Consider the following 15,207-nt stretch of genomic DNA (forward strand, 5'->3'; position numbering starts at 1 on the left):
GGTGTTCTCGTCGATGACGATCCAGGGCTCGACGGCCGTGGTCGCCGGCTCGACGGTCACGGTGAACGCCCCGGCGTCCGACCCGGACGGCGACGCGATCACCTACAAGGTGTTCGGCAACAGCAAGTACATCAACGACGCCGGCGGGCTCGCGGAGCTGCCGTTCACCCGCAGCGGCAGCACGTTCACCTTCACCGCCCCGCAGCTGCTGGGCGTCTGGAAGGCGTACGTCTTCGCCGAGGACGGGCACGGCAACGTGGGCGTCGAGACGCGCTCGTTCCGGGTGGTCCCGCCGCCGGTCGCGGGCACCAACCTCGCGCTCGGCCGCCCGGCGACCGCGTCGTCGTTCGACCCGTGGAACGGCAACTGGTCCCCCGGCCAGGCCGTCGACGGCTCCTACGCCACCCGGTGGGCGAGCAGCTGGAACGACGCCGAGTGGATCCAGGTCGACCTCGGCTCGACCCGCACGTTCCGCACGGTCCAGCTCGTCTGGGAGGCGGCGTACGGCAAGGGCTACCGCGTCCAGCAGTCCGCGGACGGCCAGACGTGGACGACGCTCGCGACCGTCACCGACGGCGACGGGAACGTCGACACGCTCGCCGTGAACGGCAACGCGCGCTACGTCCGCATCCAGGGCGTCACGCGCGGGACGGCCTACGGGTACTCGCTGTACGAGCTGGGCGTCTACTCCTGACGCGCGCCCCACGAGACGCGCCGGGGCGGGCGGCCACCCGCCCCGGCGCCAACCCCCCAGCACCGTTCGAGTGAAGGTCCGAGACAGACAGGGGAGTCCGATGCATCGTCCCACCACCGCACCACCGCGCCGCCGCGCGCGGCTCGCCGTCGCCGCGACGGTCGCCGCCACGCTCGTCGGCGCGGCCGCCCTCGCCGGGGGCGTCGCCGTGCTCGCGACGTCCGCGACCGCGGCGCCCGCCAACATCTCGCAGGGGAAGGCGGCGACCGCCTCCTCGGCCGAGGGGCCCGACTTCGTCGCCGGCAGGGCCGTCGACGGCAGCACCGGCACGCGCTGGGCCAGCCAGTGGTCCGACGCGCAGTGGATCCAGGTCGACCTGGGCGCCACCGCGACGCTCGACCACCTCGAGCTGCGCTGGGAGAACGCCTACGCGAAGGCGTTCACGGTGAAGGTCTCGAACGACCTCTCGTCGTGGACGACGCTCGCGACCGTCACCAACGGCAGCGGCGGCACGCAGAACGTCCAGGCCGTCGGGTCCGGCCGCTACCTGCGGCTCGACCTCACGCAGCGCGCCACCGGCTACGGGTACTCGCTGTGGGAGCTCGCGGTGTTCGGCACCGGCGGCGCCACCGCGCCGACGCACACGCCGAAGCCGCTGCCGCCCGCTCCCCCGGGCGCCGACACGTCGGTGACGCACCACGAGTTCCAGGCGAACTGCGTGCCGCACCACACCGCCCCGGACGACCCGATCGTCTTCCCGGGCCAGGCCGGGGCCTCGCACGACCACACGTTCATGGGCAACACCACGACGAACTACGCGACGACGACGGCCTCGCTGCTCGCGGGACGCACGACGTGCACGGTCCCCCAGGACCTGTCGGCGTACTGGTTCCCCACGCTCCTGCGCAACGGCCAGAAGGTCGTCTCGCCGTCGGAGCAGACGATCTACTACAAGTCCGGGATCCTCGACTACCGCAAGGTCGTGCCGTTCCCGCAGGGCCTGCGCTACCTCGTCGGGAACATGATGGCGACGAAGGACGAGTTCAGGACCGCCCCGGGCACCGTCGAGGGCTTCGAGTGCGGCGAGTCGTCGTTCAACTGGGACATCCCCACGACGCGCTGCCCCGCGGGCTCGCAGCTCAACATCCGCTACCAGGCGCCGAGCTGCTGGAACGGCGTCGACCTCGACTCGCCGAACCACAAGAGCCACATGGCGTACCCGGTCAACGGCGAGTGCCCGGCCACCCACCCGGTGCCCGTCCCGATGATCGAGTTCAAGCTCTCGTGGCCCGTCGACGGCGACCTGTCCGACGTCTCGTTCGCGAGCGGGCGCGGGTACTCGTTCCACTACGACTTCTTCAACGCCTGGGACCCGACCGTGCTGCAGGCGCTCGTGGAGCACTGCATCAACGGCGGCCTGCAGTGCAACCCGCGCGGCTTCGACCTCTACAAGCCGTGGGCGGGCGGCGTCCTGGACGAGCAGTACCGGCTCATCGGCTGAGGCCACCACCCGTTCGTCGCGCTCTCCCCACCGCGCGACGAGCAGGCGCCCCCCGACCGGGGCGCCGGACGACCCGTCGCCGACGGGTCCCGACCGGGCGGGGGGACGACGACGTCCCCCCGCCCAGAAGGAAGCACCCATGCGAACAGCACCGCCCTCACCCCGGTGGCGCTCGCGCGCCGCCGCGCTCGTCGCCGGCGTCCTCGTCGCGGCCGCCGGCCTGGCCGCCGCGTCCAGCGCGAGCGCCGCACCCGACAACCTCTCCCGTGGGAAGGTCACCACCGCCTCGTCGCAGGAGGCCGCCTGGCTCGCCGCGGCCAACGCCACCGACGGCAAGGCCGACACCCGCTGGGCCAGCCAGGCGAGCGACGCCCAGTGGATCCAGGTCGACCTCGGCCGACGGTCGACGCTGTCGCAGGTCGTCCTGTCGTGGGAGGCCGCGTACGGCAAGGCGTTCCGCGTCCAGGCGTCGGACGACGCGGCCACGTGGACGACCCTCGCCACCGTGACGAACGGCACGGGCGGCACCCAGACGATCGACGTCGCCGGCAGCGGCCGCTACCTGCGGCTCGACCTCACCGCGCGCGGCACCGGCTACGGGTACTCGCTGTGGGAGCTCGACGTGCTCGGCACCGCCGGGACCACGACGCCGAGCCCGACGCCCACCCCCACGCCGACCGGCACGCCGGGCACGTGCGGCTCGACGAACCTGGCGCTGGGCCGCCCGGCGACGGCGTCGTCCGTCGAGAACGCCGGGACCGGCGCCGCCCTGGCGGTCGACGGCAAGGCGGACACCCGGTGGTCGAGCGCGTTCAGCGACGCGCAGTGGTTCCAGGTGGACCTCGGCAGCGCCCAGGCGCTGTGCCGGGTCACGATCCGGTGGGAGGGTGCCTACGGCAAGGCCTTCCGCGTCCAGACGTCGACCGATGGCGCGTCCTGGTCCACCGCGGCCACGGTCACGAACGGCACCGGGGGGACCCAGGACGTCGCGGTCTCCGGCACCGCGCGGTACGTCCGGCTCGACCTGACCGCCCGTGGCACCGGCTACGGCTACTCGATCTGGGAGCTGCAGGTGCTCGGTACCGGTGGTGGCGTCGTCGACCCGATCCCGGGCGGCGGCTCGCTCGGGCCGAACGTCCACGTGTTCACGCCGTCGATGACGCAGGCGCAGATCCAGTCCGTGCTGGACGAGACGTTCGCGGCGCAGGAGACCGCGCAGTTCGGCACCCGCCGCGACCAGCTGCTCTTCGCGCCCGGCAGCTACGACGTCCAGGCGCACATCGGGTTCAACACCTCCATCAGCGGGCTTGGCCGCAACCCGGACGACGTGAACATCACCGGCGGCGTCTGGGTCGACGCGCAGTGGTTCGACGGCAACGCGACGCAGAACTTCTGGCGGTCGGTCGAGAACCTCAAGGTCACGTCGTTCACGGGCGAGATGCGCTGGGCGGTCTCCCAGGCGGCCCCGATGCGCCGCGTGCACGTCGCCACCCCGCTCAACCTGGCGCCGTCGTCGTACGGCTGGGCGTCGGGCGGCTACATCGCCGACTCGAAGGTGGACGGGCCCGCGCGCTCCTACTCGCAGCAGCAGTGGTACACCCGCGACTCCTCGCTCGGCTCGTGGGAGGGCTCGGTCTGGAACATGGTGTTCTCGGGCGTGCAGGGCTCGCCGGTGCAGCACTTCCCGAACCCGTCGCACACGGTGCTCGACACCACGCCGGTCTCGCGGGAGAAGCCGTACCTGTACCTGAGCAACCCGTCCGACCTCTCGTCCTACGCGGTGTTCGTCCCCAGCACCCGGACGAACGCCCGCGGCGTCTCCTGGCCGAACACGCCGGGGACCTCGATCCCGCTGTCGCAGTTCTACGTCGCCAAGCCCGGCGACAGCGCCGACCGGATCAACGCCGCGCTCGCCCAGGGCCTGCACCTGCTGCTCACGCCCGGGATCTACGAGCTCGACAAGACGATCCAGGTGAACCGGGCCGGCACGGTCGTGCTCGGGCTCGGCTACGCGACGATCGTGCCGACGGCGGGGCAGACGGCGATGAAGGTCGCCGACGTCGACGGCGTCCGGGTCGCGGGCGTGCTGTTCGACGCGGGCGTCGTCCGGTCCCCCGCGATGCTCGAGGTCGGCACCGCCGGCGCCCACACCGACCACGCGGCGAACCCCGTCTCGCTCCACGACGTGTTCGTGCGCGTCGGCGGCCGGATCCCCGGCAAGGTCGGCTCGGCGATCGTCGTGCACGCCGACGACACGATCGTCGACCACATCTGGTCGTGGCGCGGCGACCACGGGGCGGGGGTCGGCTGGACCGCCAACCCCGCGGACCACGGGCTCGTCGTGAACGGCGACGACGTGCTCGGGCTCGGCCTGTTCGTCGAGCACTACCAGAAGGAGAACACCCTCTGGAACGGGCAGCGCGGGCGCACGATCTTCTACCAGTGCGAGCTGCCGTACGACGTGCCGGACCAGGCCGCCTGGCAGAACGGCTCGCGCCGCGGGTACGCGGGGTACCGCGTGGCCGACGCGGTGACGACCCACGAGGCGTGGGGGCTCGGCGTGTACTCGTACTTCAACGTCGACCCGTCGATCGTCGTGGACTCGGGCTTCCAGGGCCCCGTCCGCCCCGGCGTGCGGTTCCACGACCTGCTGACCGTCTCGCTCGGCGGCAACGGCGTGATCCAGCACGTGATCAACGACGCGGGCGGCACCGCTCAGGGCACCGCGACGGTGCCGGCGTACCTCGAGTCGTACTCCGGCTGAGGATCCGCGCACGAGGGCCGGTCCGCCTCCGGGCGGGCCGGCCCTCGCGCGTCAGGCGAGCGGGCGCGCGTCGAGCACGCGGGCGGGCCCCGGCGCGGGTGCGCGCTTGGCGAGGTGCATCCCGCGGTGCACCTCCTGCAGCAGCAGCTCCGCGTCGGCCCATCCGGGCCGCGACACGGCGACCGCGACGCGCGTCGGCGCCCACGGCTCCGCCGGCGCCGGCGCGGCGAGCGAGCGCTCCACCCGCCGGCGCAGCGCCTCGACGTGCTCCGGCACGCGCTCGTCGGAGGTCGCCGGGAGCACGCCGAGCACGACGATCTCGTCGTCGCCCGCGCGACCGACCACGCACCCGTCGGGGGCCGCGGCCGCGACCCGCCGGCCCACCTCGCGCAGGACGGCGTCGGCCGCCGCGATCCCGTGCTTCGCGTTGAGCGGCCCGAAGCCCACGACGTCCACGAGCAGCACGACGAGCCGGCGCTGCGACCCCGCGATCGACTGCGTCCACGCGCGCAGCGTGTGCAGCAGGCTGTGCCGGTTGGACAGCCCCGTGACCGCGTCCCGCACGCCCTGGTCCGCGAGCGACGCCGCGAGCGAGCGCAGCAGGGCCCCGACGTCCGTCACGGACCACGGGGCCGAGCGCACGACCACCTCGTCGAACCGGTGCTCGTCGGGCCGGTTCATGGCCAGCAGCGCCCCCTCCACGACCGAGGTGCCGGGCTCGAGCACCAGCGGGTCCCAGTGGGCGACCTCGTGCACGGGGCGGCGGGTCATGACGGCGCGTCCGTACCCGAGGCGGCCCGACATCGCGGCGGCGAAGTGCGCGCGGGTGAGCAGGCCGGGCCGGTCAGGCGCGCCCGGCGCGACGACGCCGAGGCACGTGACGCCGTCGCGGAAGATCGGCTCGACCTCGTGCACCGGGACGGCCGCGTCGACCACCGGCAACGGCGCGGCGAGCTCGGCGACGCTCGTGGAGCCGGGCACGGCGCCGGAGCGCAGGTCGCGCAGGAGCTGCTGGACGTCGGTCACGCCCGGAGTCTCGTCGCCGTGGCGGGACGACCTGAGCGGGCCCGCCGAGAGTTCACCGTCCCGTCGACGAGCGTTCGGCCGGCAGCGCCTCAGCCGGTGAGCCGCCCGGTGAGCCGGACGCTGAGGTCCTCGTCGAAGTACGCGTTCAGCGCGCCCTCCACGCGCACGTCGTCGCCGTCGACGGTCGCCCGGACGCGCACCGCGTGGGGGGTCAGCGGCAGGCGCAGCTCGAGCTCGTACACCGCGGGCTCGGGCCAGGCGCCGGCGGCCAGCAGCTCCTCGTCGAACGGCTTCTCCAGCCGGACGTGGCTGCGCGCGGCCATCCCGCGGCCCACCGGCACCGTGAGCGTCTCGTCGCCGCGGCGCAGCGTCAGCAGGTCCTGCCCGCCGTCGTCGTCGAGCCGCGCTGCCGTGAGGCCGAACCGGTTGGGCTCGAGCAGGAGGGTGCGGCCGTGCACCGGCGCTCCGGCCGGCGCCCCGACGGGCACGGGCAGGTCCAGCGCGGCGAGCCGCTCCTCCAGATCGGCGCGCGCGCCCTCGTCGTCGGGCAGCGGCGCGTCCGCGAGCCCCGGCAGGAGGTGGTCCCACACGGCCGCGAGCTGCCGCGCCATCGTGCTCGTCCCGCTCGTCAGCGCGACGACGAGGTCGTGCTCGGGCAGGACGAGGCAGAACTGCCCGAACGCCCCGTCGCCGCGGTACCCGTGCCGGCTGCGCCACAGCTGGTACCCGTAGCCCTGGCCCCAGTCGTTCGCCGGGTCGGGCCCCGCCGGGACGTGCGACCGGGAGGCCTCGGCGACCCAGCCCTCGGGCAGCAGCCGGCGGTCCTGCCACACGCCGTCCTGCAGCAGGAGCTGGCCGAGCACCGCGACGTCCTCGGTCGTCAGCGAGAGGCCGAAGCCGCCGGTCACGTGCCCCTGCGGCGAGACCTCCCACGTCGCGTCCTCGATGCCGAGCGGCTCGAGCAGCCGCGGGCCGAGGTACTCCAGCAGCCCCACCCCCGCGCGGCGCTCCACGACCGCCGCGAGCACGTACGTCGCGGCCGTGTTGTAGACGAAGTGGGTGCCCGGTGGGTGCTCGACGGGCAGCGCGAGGAACGCCCGCAGCCAGTCGGGCTCGCCGAACACCCGGTCGCTGGGGTCGTCGTGGTGGCCCGTGCGCATGGTCAGCAGGTCCCGCAGGCGCATCGTGGCGAGGTGGTCGGCCGGGTCGTCCGGGAGCGCGTCGGCGACGTGGTCGACGAGCAGGTCGTCCACGGCGAGGAGGCCGTCGGCCTGCGCGAGCCCGACGGCGGTCGCGGTGACGGCCTTGCTGAGCGAGTAGAGCAGGTGCAGCCGGTCGGGCGCGTACGGCGGCGCCCAGCCCTCCGCCACGACGTGGCCGTGCCGCACGACCATGAGCGAGTGCAGCTCGGGGACCGCGACGAGCGCGTCGACGAGGGCGAGGAGCGCCCGGGGGTCGACCCCCTGCAGCTCCGGGGCGGACCGGGGGAGGCGACGACGACCAGGCACGGCGCCATCCTGGCACCGCCCGCTGACCCGGACCGCCGCGCCGTGCGAGAGTGACCCCGTCAGCCACCGACGGAGGTGCCATGCCGACGGTCGCGTTCGCCCCCCGGCGCGACGGCTTCGCGTTCGCCAACCGGTTCGTCGACGAGCTGCTGCGCCTGCCGAGCGGCCAGCGCGTCACCACGGCCGGCCGCTGCGGCGGGATGGCGTACCTCGCGCTGGACTACTTCCACGCGCACCGGCCGCCGCCCCGCGCCCCCGCGTCGTTCTGGGCACGGACCCGCGTGCCGCCGGACGGCCACTGGCTCGCCGACGCGATCCGCGCGCGGCTGTTCGACTCGTTCCGCGTCCGGTCGGCGCAGACGTTCGTCACGTGGAGCCTGCTGCCCGACGCCCCCGTCGAGGCGTTCGGCCGCGAGCTGCGCAAGGGCGTCCGGCGCTGGACCGCCGAGGACGAGGTGCCCCGCGTGGTCGCCGCCGTGGACGCAGGCATCCCGGTCCCCCTCGGGCTCGTCGTCGCCCGCTCGCTGCCGGACATCGGGCGCAACCACCAGGTCGTCGCGTACGGGTACGAACGGGCGGCCGACGGCACCGTGCGGCTCGTCGTGCACGACAACAACACCCCCGACCGCGCCGTGACGCTGACGCCGGGGCCGGACGGCTGGCAGGCGTCCAACGGCCCGCTGTGGCGCGGCTTCTTCGTCCAGGACTACACGCCCGAGCCGCCGCCCCCGCTGCCCCTCGCGTCGGCGGAGCCCGACCGGCCCGTGCGCCTCGGCGACGAGCTCGTCCTGGGTCACGTCTGGACCGGACGCGTGCTGCACGCCTCGTCGCGGCGGACCCCGGCGTCGGGCCAGCAGCAGGTGGACGCCGCCTCCGTGCTCGGCGACGGCGCACGCTGGCTGCTCACGGCCCGGCACACCGGCGCGCCCGACGTCGGGCGGGCGGTGACGACGGGCGACGTCGTCCGCCTGCGGGACGTCGCCGGCCGCCGCAACCTGCACTCGCACGCGACCCACCGGTCCCCCGTCTCCGGCGAGCAGGAGGTCACCGCGTTCGGCGAGGCGGGCGTCGGCGACGCGAACGACGACTGGCGCGTCGAGGTCGAGGGCGGCGGGCCGTGGCTGGCGGGCAGCCGCGTGCGGCTGGTCCACGCCCGGACGGGCGCGGCCCTGCGCTCCCACCGCGGCCGCCTGCCCGGCTCGGCGCCTGAGCACCCGCTGGGCGAGGTGAGCGCCGACGCCGCGTCGTCGCCGACGCTGCCGCGGGACGCCGACTGGTGGACCGTCGCGGCGCCCTGACCGCCGGCCGGCCGGCCTCGGCTATACGACGAGGCTCAGGAGCATCACGCACGCCAGGCCGACGACCGAGACGGCGCACTCCATCAGCGACCACGTCTTGAAGGTCTGGCCGACGGTCATGCCGAAGTACTCCTTGACCAGCCAGAACCCCGCGTCGTTGACGTGGCTGAGGAACACCGAGCCCGCGCCGATCGCGAGCACCATGAGGGCGGTGTGCGTCGGCGACAGGCCGGCGGCGAGCGGGGCGACGATGCCGGCGGCGGTGATGGTCGCGACGGTGGCGGACCCGGTGGCGACGCGGATGAGCACGGCGACGAGCCACGCGGCGAGCAGCGGCGACATCGCGGTCGACGCGAGACCGGAGGCGATCACGTCGCCGACTCCGGAGTCGACGAGCGTCTGCTTGAACCCGCCGCCCGCGCCGACGATGAGCAGGATGCCCGCGATCGGCAGGAACGACTGGGACACGAGCTCCCCGAGGTCGCCGCGCTTGGTGCCCAGCGCCGAGCCCAGCAGCACGAGCGCGAGCAGCGCGGTGATGAGCAGCGCGATGAGCGGGGTGCCGATGAAGACGAACGGCTGGCCGACGGCGGAGGTGTCCGCGTCCGCCGCCTCGACGAGCGTCCGGGCGAGCATGAGCACGACGGGCAGCAGGACGACCGTGATGGCGACCGCGAACCGGGGGCGGCGCTGACCCTCCGCCGGGCCGTACTCGCCGAGCAGCGGCTTGGCCTCGAGCGGCACCCAGCGCGCCATGGGCTTGGCGAGCAGCGGCCCCGCCAGCGCCACGGTCGGGATCGCGACGAGGAGGCCGAGGCCGAGCGTGATCCCCAGGTTGGCGTCGAGCGCGTCGATCGCGATGAGCGGGCCGGGGTGCGGCGGCACGAGGCCGTGCAGCGCGGACAGGCCCGCCAGGGCGGGGATGCCGAGCAGGATCACGGGCAGCTTGGCGCGGCGCGCGACGAGCATGACGACGGGGATGAGCAGGACGACGCCGACCTCGAAGAACAGCGGGATGCCGATGACGAACGCGATGAGCGCCATCGCCCACGGCAGCCGCTGCGCGGGCGTCTTGGCGAGGATCGTGTCGACGATCTCGTCGGCACCGCCGGACTTGACCAGGAGCGTGCCGATGATCGCGCCGAGCGCGATCAGGAGGCCGACGCCCGCGATGGTCGTGCCGAGCCCGGTCGAGAAGCTCGTGAACGTCTCGGGGTAGGGCACGCCCGCGACGAGCGACATGATCGCGGCGCCCAGGGTGAGGGACAGGAACGGGTGCAGCTTGAGCCAGACGATGAGGACGACGATCGACACGATCCCAAGGACGGCGGCGAGGACGAGCTGGCCCGTCCCCGCGTCGGTGGTCGCCTCGGTGGCGGCGGCGAGCAGGTGCATCAGGACTCCTTCGTCGTGCTCAGGCGGGGGCGCCGGGTGCGGGGATGGCGAGGGCACGCAGCGCTGCGTCGGCGACCGTGTGCGGCGAGGACGAGACGGCGACCTCGACCCCCGGCTCGTCCGGCTCGAGCGGCTCGAGCGTCGCGAACTGCGAGGGCAGCAGCGAGACGGGCATGAAGTGGCCCGACCGGTGGGCCATCCGGCCCTCGATGAGGTCGGGCGTGCCGGCGAGGTGGACGAACCGCACGTCCCCCGGCGCGCCGACGAGGATGTCGCGGTAGGCCCGGCGCAGCGCCGAGCACGTCACGACCGAGCTCTCGCCCGCCGCCTCGCGCTCCCCGATCCACGCGGCGATCGCGCGCAGCCACGGCCACCGGTCGTCGTCGGTGAGCGGCGTCCCGGCCGCCATCTTGGCGACGTTCGCCTCGGGGTGGAACTCGTCGGCCTCGGCGAAGGTCCAGCCCAGCCGGTCGGCGAGGATCCGCGCGACCGTGGTCTTGCCCGACCCTGAGACGCCCATCACCACCAGATGCTGCATGCGAGTGCTCCTGACGTCGTCGTCCGTGTGCGTGCCGCGGGTGCGCCACGAGGATGGCACAGAGGTATGACCTTTGACCAGTCATTGGTCACACCATTCGCAGCGACGCGGACGTCATCGTCGGCGCCCGTCGTCGCCTAGCCTGAGCCTGCCCGCCCCGCTCGCGGGCCGCGACCTGGACCGGAGGACCCGTGCTGCACGACGGAGCGCTCGACGCCCTCGGGCGCGAGATCGTCGACGGCCGCATCACGCCCGGCACCGTCCTGACGCTGGACGGCATCGGCCGCCGGTTCGGCGTCTCGCGCACCGTCGCGCGCGAGGCCATGCGCGTGCTGGAGTCGATGCGCGTCATCACGTCCCGCCGGCGGGTGGGTCTGGTCGTGCGGCCCGCGGACGAGTGGGACGTCTACGACCCGCGCCTGATCCAGTGGCGGCTCGACGGGGACCGCCGCGACGAGCAGCTGCGCACGCTCACCGAGCTGCGGGTGGCGGTCGAGCCGGCCGCGGCGGCGGCCGCGGCGCGGCGGTCGGGGGCGGACGTGGGGGCGCGGCTCGTCGCGCTCGCCGCTCAGCTGCGCGCGCTCGGGGAGGCCGGGCGGCTCGGGGAGTTCCTCGCCGTCGACGTCGAGTTCCACGCGCTCGTCCTGCGCGCCTCGCACAACGAGATGTTCGCCGCGCTGAGCGACGTGGTGGCCGAGGTGCTCGCAGGCCGGACGACGCACGGCATGATGCCGCCGCACCCGCACGAGGAGGCGCTGGCGGCGCACGAGGAGCTGGCCGCCGCGGTCGCGGCCCGGGACGCCGCGGCGGCGCGCGCGGCGAGCGAGCGGATCGTCCGCGAGGTCGCGTCCGCGCTCGACGACCGACCGGCGGGCTGAGGCTCCGCGGGCCTCGGCCGCCTCACCGCAGCGCGGGCTGCTCCTGCCCGGCCGCCGCCACCGGCTCGGCTCGCCGTCCCCGCACCGACGGCAGGAGCACCCCGAGCACGACGCCCACCACGACACCCGTGAGGTTGTCGACGAGGTCCTCCGAGTCGCACACCCGGCCGAGCGACGGCACCAGGTACTGCGTGAGCTCGGCGACGAACGGCATCGCGACCGTGACCGCCAGCGCCGCCGCGGCGACGGGCCGCGGGCGCAGCAGGACGGCGAGCAGCCCCAGCGGGACCAGGAGCAGGACGTTGGCCGCCCGCTGGTCGAACGCGAGCAGGCTGCCGAGCGACAGCGGCGCCCAGGAGTCCGCCGCGCACGCCACGACCGTCGGGTTCGGGCGCCAGGAGAACCCCGGCGTCATCGTCATGGTCACGACGAGCCCGAGCGCGAGCACCCAGCCGCCCGCGACCAGCGCGTCGGCGCCCCGGCGCCGGCTGAGCGCCACGACGCCCACCGCCGCCACGGTGCTGAGCACCAGCCCGACGCCGGCCCAGGGGGTCTCGCGCCACAGCAGGTCGAGCCAGCCGGCCACGGTGGTCCTTCCCGGCGACGGCCCTCCCGTCGTCCGGCTGCGACGCTACGCAGCGCGCGCGGCCCCGGGATCAGCCCACCGGCCCGGCGGCCGCCGGCCCCGTCCGCCCGTGGTCGCAGGCGCCCTCCCCCGGCGGGATGAGCGGCTAGCCGCACCCGGACGCACGAGAGCCCCGGTCCGTGGGGACCGGGGCTCTCGTCGTGCGGGTCGGGTCAGCCGACCTGCGGCAGCGTGCCCGTGCCGGACTCGCCGTGACCCGAGCTCGCGTTCGGCGCAGCCGGCACGTCGGTGCCCGAGCCGGGCGTCCCGACGCTCGCGCCGACGGCGACCGGCTCCTTGTGCTCGCCCTTCGCGACGCCGCGGAACGTGAACTCGCCGAGCAGACCCTCGCCCTGGGCGTCCACGATCACGTGCTGGCCCGAGCGGAGCTCGCCGAACAGGATCTTCTCGGACAGCGCGTCCTCGATGTCCCGCTGGATCGCCCGGCGCAGCGGCCGGGCGCCGAGCACCGGGTCGTAGCCCTTCTCGGACAGCAGCTGCTTGGCGGCGGGCGTGAGCTCGATGCCCATGTCCTTGTCGCGCAGGCGCTTGTCGAGCTTCGCGATCATCAGGTCGACGATCGAGAAGATCTCCGGCTGCGACAGCTGCGGGAAGACCACCACGTCGTCGACGCGGTTGAGGAACTCCGGACGGAAGTGCGTCTTGAGCTCGTCGTTGACCTTGGCCTTCATGCGCTCGTACGACGTCGACAGGTCGCCGCCGGCCTGGAAGCCGGTCTGGACGCCCTTGGCGATGTCCCGCGTGCCGAGGTTCGTGGTCATGATGATGACGGTGTTCTTGAAGTCGACCACCCGGCCCTGCGAGTCGGTCAGGCGACCGTCCTCGAGGATCTGGAGGAGCGAGTTGAAGATGTCCGCGTGGGCCTTCTCGACCTCGTCGAAGAGGACCACCGAGAACGGCCGGCGGCGCACCTTCTCCGTGAGCTGGCCGCCCTCGTCGTAGCCGACGTACCCGGGGGGCGAGCCGAACAGACGCGAGACGGTGTGCTTCTCGGAGAACTCCGACATGTCGAGCTGGATCAGCGCGTCCTCGTCCCCGAAGAGGAACTCGGCGAGCGCCTTGGCGAGCTCGGTCTTCCCGACGCCCGTGGGGCCGGCGAAGATGAACGACCCACCGGGGCGCTTCGGGTCCTTGAGGCCCGCGCGCGTGCGGCGGATGGCCTGCGAGAGCGCCTTGATCGCCGCGTCCTGGCCGACGACCCGCTTGTGCAGCTCGTCCTCCATGCGCAGGAGCCGGCTGGACTCCTCCTCGGTGAGCTTGAACACCGGGATGCCCGTGGCGTTCGCCAGCACCTCGGCGATGAGCTCCTCGTCGACCTCCGCGACCGCGTCGAGGTCGCCCGACTTCCAGGCCTTCTCCTTCTCGATCCGCTTGAGGCCGAGCTGCTTCTCCTGGTCGCGCAGGCGCGCGGCCTTCTCGAAGTCCTGCTCGTCGATGGCGGACTCCTTGTCGCGGCGCGTGAGGGCGATCTGCTCGTCCAGCTCGCGCAGCTCCGGCGGCGCCGTCATGCGACGGATGCGCAGGCGCGCGCCCGCCTCGTCGACGAGGTCGATGGCCTTGTCCGGCAGGTAGCGGTCGTTGACGTACCGGTCGGCGAGCGTCGCGGCGGCGACGAGCGCGGCGTCGGTGATCGAGACGCGGTGGTGCGCCTCGTACCGGTCGCGCAGGCCCTTGAGGATCTCGATCGCGTGCTGCAGGTTCGGCTCGCTGACCTGGATCGGCTGGAAGCGGCGCTCCAGGGCCGGGTCCTTCTCGACGTACTTGCGGTACTCGTCGAGCGTGGTCGCGCCGATGGTCTGCAGCTCGCCGCGCGCCAGCATGGGCTTGAGGATCGACGCGGCGTCGATCGCGCCCTCGGCGGCACCCGCCCCGACGAGCGTGTGGATCTCGTCGATGAACAGGATGATGTCGCCGCGCGTGCGGATCTCCTTGAGCACCTTCTTCAGGCGCTCCTCGAAGTCACCGCGGTAGCGCGAGCCGGCGACCAGGGCGCCGAGGTCGAGCGTGTAGAGCTGCTTGTCCTTCAGCGTCTCCGGCACGTCGCCCCGGACGATGTCCTGCGCCAGGCCCTCGACGACGGCGGTCTTGCCGACGCCGGGCTCGCCGATCAGCACCGGGTTGTTCTTGGTGCGGCGGGACAGCACCTGCATGACCCGCTCGATCTCCTTCTCGCGCCCGATGACCGGGTCGAGCTTGCCCTCGCGGGCGGCCTGCGTGAGGTTGCGCCCGAACTGGTCGAGCACGGCGGAGCCGGACGGCTGCCCCTCCTGCGGGCCGCCGGCGGCCACGGGCTCCTTGCCCTGGTAGCCGGAGACGAGCTGGATGACCTGCTGGCGCACGCGGTTGAGGTCGGCGCCGAGCTTGTTGAGGACCTGGGCGGCGACGCCCTCGCCCTCGCGGATGAGCCCGAGCAGGATGTGCTCGGTCCCGATGTAGTTGTGGCCGAGCTGCAGCGCCTCGCGCAGCGACAGCTCCAGGACCTTCTTGGCCCGCGGCGTGAACGGGATGTGCCCGCTCGGGGCCTGCTGGCCCTCGCCGATGATCTCCTGCACCTGGGCGCGCACGGCCTCCAGGGAGATGCCGAGGGACTCCAGGGCCTTGGCCGCGACACCCTCGCCCTCGTGGATCAGGCCCAGGAGGATGTGCTCGGTACCGATGTAGTTGTGGTTGAGCATCCGCGCCTCTTCCTGGGCGAGGACGACCACGCGGCGGGCTCGGTCCGTGAATCTCTCGAACATGTGCACTCCTCACGAGCGACGTGCCCACCGGGACCGCAGCTGAGTGCGACGGCGCCGGCGGGGCGGCGTTGTTCGATGCTAACCATGGGCCGTCGGCCGACGTGCCCGTGTTCGCCGCAGGCGTGACGCCGCCGCCCGTATGCTCGCGGGCGTGAGCGCGCCCACCCCCGCCGCCGGCGTCGTCCGCGCCGCCGCGGCCGCCGGGCGGCCCACCCGGCGGC

General features: G+C 73.9%; 11 protein-coding genes. 5 read left to right on the forward strand and 6 right to left on the reverse strand.

Features of this window, described 5'->3' with window-relative positions; translation table 11 throughout:
• The 3 genes from HGCM_RS16470 to HGCM_RS02160 form a co-directional block, all read left to right on the forward strand.
• Positions 1-694, forward strand: a 694-nt coding sequence (locus HGCM_RS16470; RefSeq protein WP_040398907.1) for a discoidin domain-containing protein, incomplete at its 5' end; no start/stop codon positions are given.
• A 100-nt stretch (positions 695-794) separates the two neighbouring features.
• Positions 795-2,195 carry a DUF1996 domain-containing protein gene (locus HGCM_RS02155; RefSeq protein WP_019135248.1) on the forward strand — a complete coding sequence of 467 codons (1,401 nt, stop codon included), beginning with the start codon at positions 795-797 and terminating at the stop codon, positions 2,193-2,195.
• Positions 2,196-2,334: 139 nt separating this feature from the next.
• Entirely contained in the window at positions 2,335-4,959 is a 2,625-nt protein-coding gene (locus HGCM_RS02160; protein ID WP_019135249.1) for a discoidin domain-containing protein, read from the forward strand.
• A gap of 51 nt (positions 4,960-5,010) precedes the next feature.
• Here the strand turns inward: HGCM_RS02160 and HGCM_RS18655 are convergent, their stop codons facing one another.
• Entirely contained in the window at positions 5,011-5,985 is a 975-nt protein-coding gene (locus tag HGCM_RS18655) for a GGDEF domain-containing protein (protein WP_019135250.1), read from the reverse strand.
• 89 nt (positions 5,986-6,074) lie between these two features.
• Positions 6,075-7,493 carry a serine hydrolase domain-containing protein gene (locus HGCM_RS02170; RefSeq protein ID WP_019135251.1) on the reverse strand — a complete coding sequence of 473 codons (1,419 nt, stop codon included), beginning with the start codon at positions 7,491-7,493 and terminating at the stop codon, positions 6,075-6,077.
• 80 nt (positions 7,494-7,573) lie between these two features.
• On the opposite strand from HGCM_RS02170, the gene HGCM_RS18660 reads away from it, so the two are divergent.
• Positions 7,574-8,791: a dolichyl-phosphate-mannose--protein mannosyltransferase gene (locus tag HGCM_RS18660; RefSeq protein WP_019135252.1), complete on the forward strand. Its 1,218-nt coding sequence runs from the start codon at positions 7,574-7,576 to the stop codon at positions 8,789-8,791.
• A gap of 21 nt (positions 8,792-8,812) precedes the next feature.
• On the opposite strand, the gene HGCM_RS02180 is transcribed toward HGCM_RS18660, so the two are convergent.
• The gene (locus HGCM_RS02180; protein WP_019135253.1) at positions 8,813-10,186 is read right to left on the reverse strand and encodes a GntP family permease; all 1,374 of its coding nucleotides are present in this window, start codon (positions 10,184-10,186) and stop codon (positions 8,813-8,815) included.
• Positions 10,187-10,205: 19 nt separating this feature from the next.
• A complete protein-coding gene (locus tag HGCM_RS02185; protein WP_026075201.1) occupies positions 10,206-10,724 on the reverse strand; it encodes a gluconokinase in 519 nt (172 codons plus the stop codon).
• 191 nt (positions 10,725-10,915) lie between these two features.
• On the opposite strand from HGCM_RS02185, the gene HGCM_RS02190 reads away from it, so the two are divergent.
• Positions 10,916-11,602, forward strand: coding sequence for a FadR/GntR family transcriptional regulator (locus HGCM_RS02190; protein WP_019135255.1), 687 nt, complete (start codon positions 10,916-10,918; stop codon positions 11,600-11,602).
• Between the two features lie 22 nt (positions 11,603-11,624).
• Here the strand turns inward: HGCM_RS02190 and HGCM_RS18665 are convergent, their stop codons facing one another.
• Positions 11,625-12,188, reverse strand: a complete 564-nt coding sequence (locus HGCM_RS18665; protein ID WP_019135256.1) for a VanZ family protein — start codon at positions 12,186-12,188, stop codon at positions 11,625-11,627.
• Between the two features lie 212 nt (positions 12,189-12,400).
• Entirely contained in the window at positions 12,401-14,986 is a 2,586-nt protein-coding gene (locus tag HGCM_RS02200; RefSeq protein ID WP_019135257.1) for an ATP-dependent Clp protease ATP-binding subunit, read from the reverse strand.
• Positions 14,987-15,207: the final 221 nt, after the last annotated feature.

The sequence above is a fragment of the Cellulomonas massiliensis JC225 genome (assembly GCF_000312005.1).
GTDB lineage: Bacteria > Actinomycetota > Actinomycetes > Actinomycetales > Cellulomonadaceae > Cellulomonas > Cellulomonas massiliensis.